Below are 13,339 nucleotides of genomic sequence, written 5' to 3' on the forward strand. Positions count from 1 at the left end.
AAAAATCTATAAAGCAAAGCGTAATCCGAACCGCGAAGGCTTGTTGTCAACAGAGAAAGTTGATTCGGGTTTGCAGTAGAAATATGTATCTAAATGAAACTTTAACATGATAAGTCGAGCCGCGACGCAGGCGTGCGCACGGCTTGACGCGCCTGGCACCCCGAAGACCAGCACGCACCGATGGATGGGCTTTTCAGCGCCGCGCGTCAGACCTTTTTCAGAAAGCACGCTTTCAGCATGAAGCTGCCCGCGTCCATCTTGCAATCGACCTCATGGTCGCCGCCGACCAGACGGATGCTTTTGACCTTGGTGCCCATCTTGAGCGTGGTGGAGGAACCCCTGACCTTCAAATCCTTGATGAGCACCACGGCATCGCCGTTGGCCAGCACATTGCCGTTTGCGTCCTTGACGACGGCATCGTCGCTGTCGTCGATGTCAGCGGCGGCGGCCATCGGCCATTCATGGCCGCAGTCGGCGCACACGCAGTTGTCGGCGTCAAGGTAGGTGTTTTCCATCGCGCACTGGGGGCAGGCGGGTGGGGTGGAGGCAGCAGGCATGGGTTGCTTCAATCGTAAAGTGTAAAAAATAGGGCAAGTGAATGACGCGCGGCCTGCCGCTCAAGCGGGTTTTGGCGCGCTGCGGCTGTGGCCGTAGTTGCGCTGCATGACGCCGTTCAGCGGCTGCCTTCCTTCACCGCCCAGTCCACCAGGGCTTCGAGCGCTGGCCGTGCGGCGGGTGCGTTGGGATGGTTGATGATGCCGACCACCACCAAACGCCGGCCACTGGGTGTGTGAACGTAGCCCGCCAGCGCGGTGGCGTCGCGCAGGGTGCCCGATTTCAGGTGCGCCCAGCCTTGCGACACCTGCGATTTGCTGCGCTTGAGCGTGCCATCGACGCCGGTGATCGGCAGCGACGCCATCAGCTCGGGCATCGCGCCCGAGACATAGGCGGTTTGCAGCATGCGCGCCAGTCCCTGCGGCGTGACGCGCCCCTGCCGCGACAGGCCCGAGCCGTTGTCAAGCACCGGCATATCCGCGCCGCCGTTCGGCGTGCCGAAACGCGATTGCCACCAGCCGCGTACCACTTCACGCGACGCGTCCACGCTGGCACCGCCGGGGCGCTGCAGGCTGAGCGTTAAAAACAGCTGCTGCGCCATCACGTTGTTGCTGTATTTGTTGATGTCGCGGATCACCTCGGCCAGCGACGGCGACTCCATTTCAAACACCGGCACCAAACCCGCCGGGGCCACGCCGTCACGCACCCGGCCGCCCAGCTTGCCGCCCATTTCCTGCCACAGCCCGGCAATCGCCCGCGCGCCATAGCTGGCCGGGTCGGGGTAGGCAATGAACCAGGTTTTTTCGCCGCAAGCCACCGGGTAGGTGCCGCTGAACGCCATGCGAAACGGGTCGGCAAAGTCAGGTTTGAGCTGCGCGCGGTAGTCGCCGCACTGCGCCAGCGCGCCGCCGCCGTTGCCGCTGGCTGACAGCGGCACGCTGGCCTGCATTTGCACGCTGGCCAGTGGCGGGTCAAAGTTGACGCTGGCCGTGCCGTTGCCGGGATTGGGCACAAACGTCATCACCACCGATTTGTAATTGACCAGCAGCGCATCGGGCTGAACGTTGTAGGGGCGCAGCGCTTCGCCGTCAAAGTCGCCGGGGTTTTGGGTCGATGCCGCAAACGCGCTGTGGTCGAGCAAAATGTCGCCGCTGATGGTCTTGATGCCCAAGCCCTGCACCCGGCGCAGCAGCAGCCACAGCCGCTCCATCACCAGCTTGGGGTCGCCCTTGCCCTGAATGATCAGGTTGCCCTGCAACACGCCGTTGACGATCGGGCCATCGGCATACACCGGCGTTTTCCAGGTGTAGGCCGGGCCGAGCAGTTCCAGCCCGGCATAGGTCGTAACCAGTTTCATGACCGACGCCGGGTTCATCGGGCTGGCGGCGCGCCAGCTCAGCAGCGGCGCGGTTTTGCCGTTCAGGAGGGGTGCGGCGTCAAGCACCACGGCGGCAAACGCTTCGCGCGGCACCTTGGCGCGCGCCAGCAGCGCATCGACCTCGGGCGGCAGGGTTTGGGCGTGGGCATTGGCTTGAGAAGCTGCAAAAGTTGCCAGCGTAACCAACAAAACAGCGGTGATGCGTGGCACGGGGGCGGCGCGGAAACAGGTAAAAAGCATGCAGACATTATCCGTGCGGCATAACTCTTCAAAGCATCGAACTTTGTCTAGGCGAGAGTCATCTGGGGCGCATGCCACACGGTTTTTTAACGTCTTTTGATGTGGGCGTCAGCACCATAAAATATTATTTTGATAGCTGGTAGTGCACGTCCAACAAGGGCTAACGACTGATTTTTCTTTGCTTTTTAATCACTGGCCTCAACGAGCAATCAATCACCAGCACAGCAATTTTGTTTTTCGATTCAACGGGGACGGTGCTTTGCAGTCGCTGCTGTAATTCCAGTGCTGTCTTGGGCCTGGTTCCGCCATCACCAGCGACGGGTTGACCGGTGCCACCAAACCAGAACACAAGAAAAATGCCATAACCATCACATGCAAGTTCGCGCGTGTATCTTGCAATCAATTGATTTTCGATGGCTTTCCACAAGTCCTTATGCATCTCGCGCTTGATTTCAACGGGTATGTTGTAGCCCTGTGCCGAGACTTTGATATCAGCGCGTTTATCGTCTGCATAACGGCCCTCGGGTTCGGCGTTAATACCTAAAAGTGCCAATACAGGCTTCAATTTCGACAAAAACCGGTTGCGGCATTCCTCTTCAAGTTGAGGTTTGTCCCCATTCCAGTATTGACGGTAGTCATTGGTGTTGCCGTTCCGAATTTCGTGACTGAGTTGCTGCAGATGATCCAGTGTCAGCGCCCACAAGTCGGCGGCATTGGCTGGCATCAAGTTGGCCAGGGTGGCGCACACCTGCGACACGGATGCAGGTTTGAACAAGGCCTTGCGCCGCGTGACGCGCTGGTCAAAGATGGCCCGGCGCAAATAGTCATCCCATGGTTTCAGATTTTTTTGCTGAAGCAATGAATCGAGTGCTTGTGCGGCGGCTTCGTCGTGCAGGCTGGCAAGCGTGGATATCAGCTCCTCCACATAACGACCTAACTCCATGGCAGGAGATACGAAGCCTGATTGAGCAAACCATCTAGGGCTGCACTGTGGCCCCATCAGCGCAATCAAAAACTCGATGGCCGCCACAGACAGCATGGCTTTCGGGCCGTTCCGTTCGCGTTTCTCATGCACCAGCGCGAGCAAATGACTGACGCGGGCCTGTGTCTGGGTGATGTATTGCCGGGCGGGTTCAAGGTAGAGATCGGGTGCCAGCTGCAAGCCAGCTGTGAACCAGTAAACGCGTTGCGCCACATCGCTCCGTTTGTCTTTAAGTTTGCCTGCAACTATTTCCAGCTGGACATTCCTGTCCAGGCTGGCCATGAGCGAGATGATGAGCAGGCGCAGGCTCTGCAATTGATTTTTGTGCGCCTTGCGGGGAAAGCTGTCGAGTAGCGCCGGCGTAATCCGTTTGGCAATTTCGGAGTAGTCAGGGTCATGCACAAGCGCATTCAAACCATCAACGTGTTCTTTTTTTGCGGCTATTTGTGCCTGAATCAGTGAACCCATGACGCGGCCCAGAATTTCGGCTCGCGTCGCTACCATGCGCTTGAACCATTCAGGGGTCGAGTCGAAGTTATTCGTCAGACGAAACGCTGCCACCATTTCCAGAACGGGCTCGGGTAGATCAAGGGCTGTGTCGGGGTTTTCTGTGTAGCGCAACTCCATCGCGGCCAGGCAGGGCGAAGCGAGGTTGTAGCGTCGGCCTTGAATATTGAGTTCAATGATTTCCTTGGCTGTGGGCAAGTCAGTGCGAAACAGGCACTGGCGCAGACCATGCAGCGCCAGCTGCAGCCATTCCTGATTTTGATTTAGGAGCTCTAGCAGGCGGGCTTCTGCGGTTTTTTCCTGGGATTGGTGAAATAGGTTGAGATAAGCGTTGCCAATTTCAATCAAGGCACCCAAGTGGGCAGGGCCTTCTCGAAACCCTTGAAGTGTTCTGTGAAAGAAATCCAGCTTTTGCCGGGCCTCTTTCCTCGTCCGGTTTCGATCTTCAATATCCAGGTCAATCGACTCTTGATCAATATCCTCTCGGGGATAAGGAGACCGCAAAAATTCATCTATCCACACTGCATCATGTGGGTGGCTTGCCCGCCATAACTCAACTAATTGAAGTGCGTTGTCTATGCCTTTTCTATTTGAGGTTAGATAAAACGCTTCAGCAACAAGATAACGGCGCAATTCACCATCCGAAGTTTTTTCTGCAAGCGATAAATACCAGTGTTCGGAACCGCAAGGGGCTGGAGCGTCATAGAGGTGCCTGCGAACGAGCCATGCCATGCCCGGTCGTGTTTTTTCTTGCTGCAGGCCATACTCGAAAAGCGCCTTGTATTGGCTAGGGTGGTCTTTAAGCCATTTTCCAAGATCTTCTCTTTGCTGTTGTTTCAGTGGAGAGTAATGACGGCTGCTTAGCCCCAGCGACAACCAGCGATACAAATGCGGCGTCTCCAGTTGCTGTCCGTGCAGGTTCACACCTTTAACGAGAAGCTCGCCAACAATACTTGCACACCCAAAGCGGTCGTGTTGGTTGCCAAGCTGGTAGCCGCTGGAAATCAGCGCATCCAGCAAAGCCGGAATGTCATCGTTCGGGGCGTTTTTTTCAGCCAAATCATGCCAAAAACGCCAGTAAGAACCCATCAATACACCAGATTTTGGCTTTCTGAAGTAAGACCATATTTCTGCCGGTGCAAGCTGGCCGGGGTACAGCGCCAAAAGCAGCGTTCCGAGTAGTTCGTCTTCGCTGTCTTCTACTTTGCCGCTGTGAATGTCTGCCAGCAGTTGTCGGGAAACCGGCCATTGACCCTCGCTGCGTTCCCATGCCATGAGAATCCGTAAAGCTTCGGTTCGCGAGCCTGACCAATAACCCGCATCCCGGACGACTTGCTCAAGTTCTGCTTTGAGTCCTGGCATGCCATGCCCATACGCCAGCGCATCCAGTACGCAATCGACCAATGCCAGATGCGCCGCACTGCGGTCAGCCAACCTCAACAAACTCCGGAAATCTTCCTCCATGTCTGCCGTGGCCAATGCGCCGAAGGCTTGGGTGTTCCAGCTTTGCGTTCTGAAATAGGTGTAGCGCTTTGCCTCATTGCTCAGGGCGTCCAGCACCCGTAGCTTCTCCAAACGCGTGAAAGTGCGCACATCGCCATTGAGAATGACGCCCGGCGGATCGCGGTCAATGAACTCCAGGCGCAAGTTCCCTGTTGTAATCGCGGCCAGCCAGGCATGCAGGCCGCGCAGTTCGGGCACCACGCCGCCATCTTCACCGAGCATCAATGCCAGTACGCGTTTGGAAGGCAGCCCTTTGTTGATACGCTTGGCGAGGTAGTGGGCGGCCAGGTATTCGGCCACGGTCCGGTGGACGGGGAAAAATTGACTGCGGCCATTGCCCTTGAACAGCCGTGTGTGTAGCGCCGCCCGGCAGCTCGCCATGGCGGGTGACGATGGGCTGGTGGGTAATTCGGGCAGGGCTACCACACCTTGTTGGCTGCCGCCTGGCCGTTGAAGCGCTATCGATCCTCCACCCGAAAGCAGCATCAGGGCGCACAGGTAGCCAGCGGCCCGAAGAAGTTCGTCGTCGGGCTGGACGGTTTCCCGTGTGACGGCCAGCCATTGTTCGTTGTGTTCCTGAACAAGTTTGGCGCAAGCCATTTCATAGGTTTGCGTTTTATTGTCTGGCCAACCGCTGGCGGTTGCCTCGACCAGCATGCGCAGGGTTTGCGGGTTGTCCAGCAAACCGCCGAGATCGCGTTGTTCGGCCTGCTGGATGAAGTCTGCAGCACTCTGCAGACTGGACGCTTGCCAATGCGCGACCAACGCTTCAATCTCGTGTCGGCTCAAGGCATCAAGGTGCAATTCCAGGAAATTTTCCTCACCCACCAGACGCTGCAATGCGGCACTGTCGGCGTTGCCGCGCCAGTCTGCTTCCCGGCAGGAAATGCGGAACTTGGGCGTGCCCAGCTTTTGTAGTTTGGCGCGTATCTGCTCAAGTGCTGTGAAGCCCATTGCCGCGCCTGCAGAGATTTCATCAAGTCCGTCGATGAACAGGAGCGGATGGGGATTTAGGGGCAAATCAAGTACTACAAAATCGCGCGCGGTAACGTAGTGACCACCCTCCGCCTGGTGGCGCGCCAGGAACGCATCTGTCTTTCCGGCACCCGGGTTTCCTATCAGCACCCAGGCATGCACCGCGCTGTAATGGCTGATGGGTTCAGGCGCCGACAAAGCCCCGTCTTTTTGACGCACACGCACCTTGCGCTCAATGGGCAGGCGATCCTGAATGCTTGAACTCATACGGGCTCCAGCCAATGGGCCAGCGGATAGGACAAGAACTCGGTCAAGTCCACGCCACCCGCACCCACCAGCAGGCGGCGGCAACCTGTGTGCTGTTGCGCAAATGCGTCCAGCCCATTGAGCTTGCCTTGTGTGGGGCCTCTTTTGACTTCAATCGCTGTCAGCCGTTTCGCATCCGAAATGACAAAGTCCACTTCGTGAGGACTTTCGCGCCAGTAATGCACTTTTTCAGTCGCTCTGGCTGTGTTGCACAGGTGCGCGCCTAAAGCACTTTCCGCAAGGCGTCCCCAGAATGAACGGTCAGCCTGGGCCTGGGCAAATGTATAGGGCGTCGCACTCGACATGAGGGCTGCGTTCAAGACCTTGAACTTGGGCGGCGAAGCGCGTTGACGGGCGACACCCCGGTGATATTTATGCAGTCCCGTCAGCAATCCCGCATTGCCGAGCAGGTCAAGGTAGCCCGCCAGGGTGGTTTCATTGCCGGCGTCTTCAAGTTGGCCCTTGACTTTGTTCAGCGCAAGAATCTGTCCCGAATAGCTGCAGCCGAGCGTGAAGAGCTGTTTCAGAAGTGCTGGCTTGTCAACCCGCACCATTTGCAGGATGTCGGTGTCGATGCTGGGCTGCACCAGACTTGCCAGTACGTAATTGCGCCAGCGCTCTTCATCACGGATGAAAGGGGCGCTGCCCGGATAACCGCCAAAGAAAAAGTACTCATTGAGCGTGAAGTCGAAGGCTTCATGCATCTCCGGAAAAGACCAGTGTGTGACGGGGATGAGTTCATACCTACCCGTCAGGCTTTCCGTCAGGCCTTTTTGCATCAACAACGGCGAACTGCCCAACAAGACGACGTGCATGTCCAGGCCTGCGGCACGGTCCGCATCCCATAGGCCCTTGACCACTTCAGACCAGCGCGGGATTTTCTGAATTTCGTCAAAAACCAGAATGAAGGCTTGTTCTGGCGCATTTGATCGGGCGTGTTTGAATTGTTCGCGGGCAATTTGCCAGTTGCGAATCAACCATGCCGCGTTGCGTGGCTCACCGGTAGATTCGGCGCTTGTCTCCCCATACAGGCCAAATGAGTTCGTTAACGGCGCTTCATATTGGTCAACGGCGATAAACTGATGGGCAATACCTTCAAGCGCAGCACGCACCAACGTTGTTTTTCCGACCTGTCTGGGGCCTGCGACGATGGTGATGAAGCGAGAAGTTTCTCCAAACCGTTTGCGAAGCTCGGAAACTTGGGCACGTTGATATGACATGATTTGTACTGAGTAAATTTACTCAGTATTATCTATTTCTGATTTTTAAAGTCAAAAGAATAGATTTTTAACCTTGCTAAAGCCGATTATTACTATTGAAACAATAGCTGCTTGCGCACGCACTGTATGCGCCAGCGCCTTATTTGATGCCTAAACTTCTTAAATTCCTTGCTTTTGACACCAGCACCGACCGCATGTCGGTGGCCGTGACCGATGGCGTGCGCGTCTGGCAGCATGACGGGCCGGGCGGCGCGCAGGCGTCGACGCACCTGATTCCGGCCATTCAGGCCTTGCTGGCCGAATCCGGCCTGGCGCTGGGCGAGATGGACGCGATTGTCTTTGGCCGGGGGCCGGGTTCTTTCACCGGACTGCGCACGGCTTGCGCGGTGGCGCAAGGGCTGGCGTTTGGCGCGAACCACGGCGCGGGCATTGCGGTGCTGCCCATCGACACGCTGATGGCGGTGGCCGAAGAGGCGCGTTTCCAGCAGGCCGGCGCTATGGCTTCGACCGATGCGCCTGTCACCATCATGGCGCTGCTCGATGCACGGATGGACGAAATGTATGTGCAGAGCTATCTATTCAATAGCGGCTTGTGCAAGCCCATCCTGCACTGCGAACTGATTCGGCCTGAAAACCTGGTGGCCGGGCCGTCGGTGCAGTGGCTGGCCGGCAATGTGTTTGGCGTGTACGCTGACCGGCTGCCCGCCCACCTCGCGGCGCTGCCCTGCGTGCCGGCGCTGCCCACCGCCACCGCGCTGCTGCGTCTCGCGCCCGCGCTGGCCGCCGCCGGTCAGTGCGTAGCGGCAGATCAAGCCCTGCCGCTGTACGTGCGCGACAAAGTCGCCCAGACCACCGCAGAGCGCGCACAGATCAAGGCGCTGGCGCTGGCCGCCCTTGCCGCGCCAGTCGTTCCGGCTGAAAACTGATCGGCTGGCCTGATGACCGCCGCCCCATCCTTTCAGCCGCTTGAAGCCCGCTTTGACGCCATGACGCGTGCCCGGCTACCGGCCGTGTTGCGCGTGGAGCAAAGCGCCTATCCGCATCCGTGGAGCGAGCATAATTTTCTCGACTCGATGCTGGCCGGCTACCAGGCGCAATTGCTGGTGGCGGGCAGCGCCGAAAGCCCCGAACTGCTGGGTTATTTTGTCGCCATGAAGGGCGTGGACGAGGTGCATTTGCTCAACATCACCGTCGCGCCCGCGTCGCAGCACCAAGGCTGGGGCCGTGTGATGCTCGATGCGTTGGGCGTCTGGTCGCGCGGGCAGGGCGCGCAGTGGCTGTGGCTGGAAGTGCGGGTCAGCAACATGCGCGCCCGGGCGGTATACGAAAGCCACGGCTTTAAACATGTGGGCACGCGCCGCCACTATTACCCCGCCAGCCCCGGCCTGCCCCAAGGCGAAGACGCCATTGTGATGAGCCGGGCGCTGTGAGTTTTTCTTGAAAAGCCTTTATTCATGAGCCTGAACCTCGACAAACGCCAGCGCGCCATGCTGCGCGAAATGGGTGTGCGTGTCTGGCAACCGCTGGCAGCGCCTGCCGCCGTGCTGGCTGCTCCTGAATCAATAGCTGTTAGCGCTGGTGTGGCAAGCGCAAGCGGCCATTTTGATGCGCAAAATGAAAAATCCGGCGCTGTCATGGCACCGACCGCGCCGCTGGCGACAGTTGTTCCCGCCGCGCCCGCCATCAGACGCGACGCGGCCCCGGTTCGCAGCACCATGCCGTCCGTCGCTGCCGCACCACCCGCCGCCGATGCGCCGGTCAGCCCGCAAGCTGCCTGGCAGTTGGGCGACGCGCAGGCGCTGTATGCGCCAGGCGCCCAGCCCGGTGGCCTGCGCTGGCTGGTGCTGGCCGAAACCCCGGCCAGCGGCCTGCAACAGCCGGTGTTTGAAGGCGATGCGGGCCGGCTGCTGAACAACATGCTGCGCGCCGCCGGCCTGCACCAAGCCGACGCCGTGCTGTTTGCCCCGCTGGTGCGCCAGGCGGCTGTGCCGGTCACTCCAGCGTTTTCAGCCGCGCTGGCCGCGCTGGTTGAACGCGCGCGGCCCGATGTCGTGCTGGTCATGGGCCGGCTGGCCGCGCTGGCGCTGCTGCAGTCGCATGAGCCGTTTGGCCGGTTGCGGGGCCGCGTGCATGCCCTGCACGGCGTCAAAACCATCGTCACCTACGATGCGGCCTATTTGCTGCGCACGCCCGCCGACAAGGGCAAAGCCTGGGACGACCTGTGCCTGGCCATGAGTTTGCACGCAGGCCTTTAATTTTTCTGTGCAGGCCGTGGGCGCTGCCTGCACCGTGAGCTTCTTACAATCAGCCCCATGATTTTTCTTGACATGCTGGGCGCCGCAGAACGCCAAAACAACTCCATGCTGTGCGTCGGCCTGGACCCTGAACCCGCCCGATTCCCCGGCACGCTCAAAGGCGATGCCAGCAAGATTTACGATTTCTGCGCCGCCATCGTCGATAGCGTGGCCGACTTGGCCAGTGCCTTCAAGCCGCAAATCGCCTACTTCGCCGCCCACCGCGCCGAGGGCCAGCTGGAGCGCCTGATGGACCACATGCGCCGCACCGCGCCGCACGTGCCGGTCATTCTGGACGCCAAGCGCGGCGACATCGGCAGCACCGCCGAGCAATACGCCCTTGAAGCCTTCGAGCGCTACGGCGCCGACGCAGTCACGCTGTCGCCCTTCATGGGCTTTGACTCGGTCGCGCCGTATTTGAAATACCACGGCAAGGGCGCTTTTTTGCTCTGCCGCACCTCCAACCCCGGCGGCGACGACCTGCAAAACCAGCGCCTCGCCTCGATTGAAGGCCAGCCACTGCTGTATGAGCATGTCGCCCGTCTGGCGCAAGGCCCGTGGAACCTCAACGGCCAGCTCGGGCTGGTGGTGGGGGCGACCTATCCTGCGGAAATTGAGCGGGTGCGGGCCGTAGCGCCGACCTTGCCGCTGCTGATTCCCGGCGTCGGCGCCCAAGGCGGTGACGCGGCGGCCACGGTGCGCGCAGGCTGGCGGCCGGGTGCGCCCATCATCGTCAACTCGTCACGCGCCATTCTTTATGCGTCGTCAAGCGAAGACTTTGCCGCCGCCGCCCGCCGCGAAGCGCTCAAGACGCGCGACACCCTGAATGCAGCCCGGCCCGCAGCGGGCTGATACCGCACCTAGAAACTATCAGCGCAAGCCACCTTGGTTGATAGGCAGGTAGCGAACGATCTTGGACAGGCCTTCGCTGCCACTGGCCGCACGAACGACCAACGCACTGCCCACGACCGAACCCGCCGTGCGCACCAAGAACGAAGGACTGCGGCGCGAAGCCAGCAACAGCGCCAGCCCCGCGCCCAGCACCAGCCAATGCTCACCCGCAAAGCCGGGCCGGTTCTGGTCATAGTCCTTGATTTCCTTGAAAGAGGGGATCGATGGCAGTTTCATGGTGCGGGTTTCCTTGTGCAAAAAGTCCCAGCTTATCGCCGGCCCCTGCCGTGCGCTGTCAGACAGTGCCGCCGCTTGCCGCCTGCCTTTGCGCCGGCGCATGCGCAAGGCGCACGGGCGGTGTGTTTGCGGGTCGGGTTTTAAAAAATAGGGTAACTACGCAGGTATTCACCGTTCCTGTCATTCCCGCGAAGGCGGGAATCCAAGGGTCTTCATCACACGTTTGTTGTGTCCAACTGGATTCCCGCCTTCGCGGGAATGACGAAGTACATAGAGCGCTGAGTAGTTACAAAATACAAGTCAAATCAGCCTCTGGCGCTTGATAGGCGTGCGTGAGCCGCTATCAATTTTTTAATTCACTCAAGTTAACCCAAAAGCGCTGGGTGTTTTTGTGCAATGCCTTTTTCTGCTGCATCGGCATTTTTCAGGTTCGGCGCTAAAGAGCCGTTCCACGGCGAATAGCCGCCTATCATCCTTGCTGCCATCATGCGGTTATCAACACCTTTGGCGTGCTTGGCGTGGTTTTTCCGCCGCCGCCTTGATGTTGCCGACCAATCGGAGTCTGCAATGACCTTTGCCAACCCGCACCAACCAGCCTGCCACCTATGAGCCTCGTCAAGTCAAAACAACGCGTCGCCGACCACGGCGAGGTTTTCACACCGGCATGGATGGTCGAGGCCATGCTCGATCTGGTCAAAGACGAGTCCGAGCGCATTGACTCGCGCTTTTTAGAGCCTGCCTGCGGCAGTGGCAATTTCATGGGGCAAATACTGCGGCGCAAGCTGGCGGCGGTCGAGCTGAAATATGGCCAATCTGACTTTGAGCGCCAGCATTACGCGCTGCTGGGGCTGATGTGCATTTACGGCATCGAGCTGCTGGCCGACAACATTGCCGAATGCCGCGCCCGCATGCTCACGCTGTTTGCCGACTACCTGAATCTGGATGCAGCGCATGACCTGTACCGCGCGGCGGCTTATGTGCTCTCGCTCAATATCGTGCATGGCGACGCGCTGACCATGCGTATCTGCACCGAGCCAGCGCCACCAACGCCGCCGTCGCCACCGTCGCCATTAACGCCACCGCCGCCGCCCATCACCTTTGCCGAGTGGGGCTACCTGGGCAAGGGCAAATTTCAGCGGCGTGACTTTCGCTTTGATGTGTTGACCGGCTCGTCCGCCTTCAGCGCCGAGGATTCCTTGTTTGCGCAGTTGGGCAAACATGAAATATTCACACCGATAAAAACCTATCCGTCGATGTCGGTGCGTGCGCTGGCTGCTGAGGCTTTGCCTGATGACTCGGCACAAACACTATGAAGACCCAAGCCAGTTTTACGCTGCGTGGCCGCAACCCCGATGTGCTGACCTGTATTGCCAATTTGTCGAACGATGAGGTGTTCACGCCGCCTGAATTTGCCAACCGAATGCTAGACACGCTGGCCGAAGCCTGGGCGGCAGACCATGATGGTGCCAGCCTGTGGGCCGATAAAACGGTCCGGTTTCTTGATCCCTGCACCAAGTCTGGGGTGTTCCTGCGTGAGATCACCAGTCGCCTGACTCTGGGGCTGGCGAGTGTCATTCCTGATCTGCAAGAGCGCGTCAACCATATCCTGACGAAACAGGTGTTTGGCATCGGCATCACGCGCCTGACCAGCCTGCTGGCACGGCGCAGCGTGTATTGCTCCAAGCATGCCAATAGTGCGCATTCGGTTGTCAGAGAGTTTGACAACGATGCGGGCAACATCTGGTTTCAGCGCACCAAGCACACTTGGATCAACGAAAAATGCAAGTTTTGCAGCGCAAGCCAAACGGCGCTAGACCGTGGCGAGGGGCTGGAAACCCACGCCTATGCCTTTATTCACACTGACAACATCAAAACTCGGATGGCCGAGTTGTTTGGGAACGATATGCAATTCGACGTCATTATTGGCAACCCGCCGTATCAGCTAGGTGATGGCGGTGGCGGAGGTGGAGCGTCTGCCACACCGATCTACAACCTGTTTGTTGAGACGGCACTCTCACTTGAGCCGAGGTATGTAGTAATGATCACTCCATCTCGTTGGTTTTCCGGCGGTAAAGGGTTGGATGACTTTCGTGATCGTATGCTGCGTGACCACCGGTTCGTGAAACTTGTCGATTTCCCCCAGTTGTATGACGTGTTGACCTTGCCCCTGGATTCCGTATCCCATAACCGAGATCATGAACGGGCTTGATGGGCCTGAGCCGCAAGCCAGTTTTCCTCAAACTGCATCGGG

Annotated in this window: 12 protein-coding genes; 6 read left to right on the plus strand and 6 right to left on the minus strand. The window is 58.9% G+C overall.

Annotation, left to right across the window (positions count from 1 at the left end; genetic code table 11):
- Positions 1-206: 206 nt before the first annotated feature.
- The 4 genes from RCH06_RS13465 to RCH06_RS13480 all read right to left on the minus strand — a co-directional run bounded on the left by RCH06_RS13465 (position 207) and on the right by RCH06_RS13480 (position 7,666).
- On the minus strand, positions 207-557 hold the full coding sequence (locus RCH06_RS13465) for a zinc ribbon domain-containing protein YjdM (protein WP_327081978.1): 351 nt from the start codon (positions 555-557) through the stop codon (positions 207-209).
- A gap of 116 nt (positions 558-673) precedes the next feature.
- Positions 674-2,173 (minus strand): D-alanyl-D-alanine carboxypeptidase/D-alanyl-D-alanine endopeptidase, encoded by a 1,500-nt coding sequence (gene dacB / locus RCH06_RS13470; RefSeq protein WP_327081979.1) that lies wholly within the window; start codon positions 2,171-2,173, stop codon positions 674-676.
- 160 nt (positions 2,174-2,333) lie between these two features.
- Positions 2,334-6,407 (minus strand): NACHT domain-containing protein, encoded by a 4,074-nt coding sequence (locus tag RCH06_RS13475; RefSeq protein WP_327081980.1) that lies wholly within the window; start codon positions 6,405-6,407, stop codon positions 2,334-2,336.
- Entirely contained in the window at positions 6,404-7,666 is a 1,263-nt protein-coding gene (locus RCH06_RS13480) for an ATP-binding protein (RefSeq protein WP_327081981.1), read from the minus strand. The genes RCH06_RS13475 and RCH06_RS13480 overlap by 4 nt, the downstream gene beginning before the upstream one ends.
- A gap of 146 nt (positions 7,667-7,812) precedes the next feature.
- Here RCH06_RS13480 and tsaB point away from each other — a divergent pair, with 146 nt between their 5' ends.
- From tsaB to pyrF, 4 genes are read left to right on the plus strand one after another with little or no spacing between them, the layout of a single operon-like run.
- Complete coding sequence (gene tsaB, locus RCH06_RS13485) at positions 7,813-8,592, plus strand: tRNA (adenosine(37)-N6)-threonylcarbamoyltransferase complex dimerization subunit type 1 TsaB (protein ID WP_327081982.1); 780 nt, start codon at positions 7,813-7,815, stop codon at positions 8,590-8,592.
- Between the two features lie 12 nt (positions 8,593-8,604).
- Positions 8,605-9,096 (plus strand): ribosomal protein S18-alanine N-acetyltransferase, encoded by a 492-nt coding sequence (rimI, locus tag RCH06_RS13490; protein ID WP_327081983.1) that lies wholly within the window; start codon positions 8,605-8,607, stop codon positions 9,094-9,096.
- A 24-nt stretch (positions 9,097-9,120) separates the two neighbouring features.
- Complete coding sequence (locus RCH06_RS13495; protein WP_327081984.1) at positions 9,121-9,921, plus strand: uracil-DNA glycosylase family protein; 801 nt, start codon at positions 9,121-9,123, stop codon at positions 9,919-9,921.
- A 57-nt stretch (positions 9,922-9,978) separates the two neighbouring features.
- On the plus strand, positions 9,979-10,812 hold the full coding sequence (gene pyrF / locus RCH06_RS13500) for an orotidine-5'-phosphate decarboxylase (protein ID WP_327081985.1): 834 nt from the start codon (positions 9,979-9,981) through the stop codon (positions 10,810-10,812).
- Between the two features lie 18 nt (positions 10,813-10,830).
- On the opposite strand, the gene RCH06_RS13505 is transcribed toward pyrF, so the two are convergent.
- Together RCH06_RS13505 and RCH06_RS13510 are read right to left on the minus strand one after the other, a co-directional pair.
- Entirely contained in the window at positions 10,831-11,088 is a 258-nt protein-coding gene (locus RCH06_RS13505) for a hypothetical protein (RefSeq protein ID WP_327081986.1), read from the minus strand.
- A 365-nt stretch (positions 11,089-11,453) separates the two neighbouring features.
- Positions 11,454-11,669 carry a hypothetical protein gene (locus RCH06_RS13510; protein ID WP_327081987.1) on the minus strand — a complete coding sequence of 72 codons (216 nt, stop codon included), beginning with the start codon at positions 11,667-11,669 and terminating at the stop codon, positions 11,454-11,456.
- 24 nt (positions 11,670-11,693) lie between these two features.
- Between RCH06_RS13510 and RCH06_RS13515 the strand changes: the two genes are divergently transcribed.
- Both RCH06_RS13515 and RCH06_RS13520 read left to right on the plus strand, forming a co-directional pair.
- Complete coding sequence (locus RCH06_RS13515; RefSeq protein ID WP_327081988.1) at positions 11,694-12,401, plus strand: SAM-dependent DNA methyltransferase; 708 nt, start codon at positions 11,694-11,696, stop codon at positions 12,399-12,401.
- A complete protein-coding gene (locus tag RCH06_RS13520) occupies positions 12,398-13,297 on the plus strand; it encodes an Eco57I restriction-modification methylase domain-containing protein (RefSeq protein ID WP_327081989.1) in 900 nt (299 codons plus the stop codon). Before RCH06_RS13515 ends, RCH06_RS13520 begins: the two co-directional genes overlap by 4 nt.
- The last annotated feature ends 42 nt before the right edge of the window (positions 13,298-13,339 follow it).

Source organism: Polaromonas sp. CG_9.5, assembly GCF_035984465.1.
Classification (GTDB): domain Bacteria; phylum Pseudomonadota; class Gammaproteobacteria; order Burkholderiales; family Burkholderiaceae_C; genus Polaromonas.

Coding starts and splice junctions, on each gene's coding strand:
- RCH06_RS13465 (WP_327081978.1), bottom strand. CDS start 557: ATGCCTGCTGCCTCCACCCCACCCGCCTGCCCCCAGTGCGCGATGGAA.
- dacB (WP_327081979.1), bottom strand. CDS start 2,173: ATGCTTTTTACCTGTTTCCGCGCCGCCCCCGTGCCACGCATCACCGCT.
- RCH06_RS13475 (WP_327081980.1), bottom strand. CDS start 6,407: ATGAGTTCAAGCATTCAGGATCGCCTGCCCATTGAGCGCAAGGTGCGT.
- RCH06_RS13480 (WP_327081981.1), bottom strand. CDS start 7,666: ATGTCATATCAACGTGCCCAAGTTTCCGAGCTTCGCAAACGGTTTGGA.
- tsaB (WP_327081982.1), top strand. CDS start 7,813: ATGCCTAAACTTCTTAAATTCCTTGCTTTTGACACCAGCACCGACCGC.
- rimI (WP_327081983.1), top strand. CDS start 8,605: ATGACCGCCGCCCCATCCTTTCAGCCGCTTGAAGCCCGCTTTGACGCC.
- RCH06_RS13495 (WP_327081984.1), top strand. CDS start 9,121: ATGAGCCTGAACCTCGACAAACGCCAGCGCGCCATGCTGCGCGAAATG.
- pyrF (WP_327081985.1), top strand. CDS start 9,979: ATGATTTTTCTTGACATGCTGGGCGCCGCAGAACGCCAAAACAACTCC.
- RCH06_RS13505 (WP_327081986.1), bottom strand. CDS start 11,088: ATGAAACTGCCATCGATCCCCTCTTTCAAGGAAATCAAGGACTATGAC.
- RCH06_RS13515 (WP_327081988.1), top strand. CDS start 11,694: ATGAGCCTCGTCAAGTCAAAACAACGCGTCGCCGACCACGGCGAGGTT.
- RCH06_RS13520 (WP_327081989.1), top strand. CDS start 12,398: ATGAAGACCCAAGCCAGTTTTACGCTGCGTGGCCGCAACCCCGATGTG.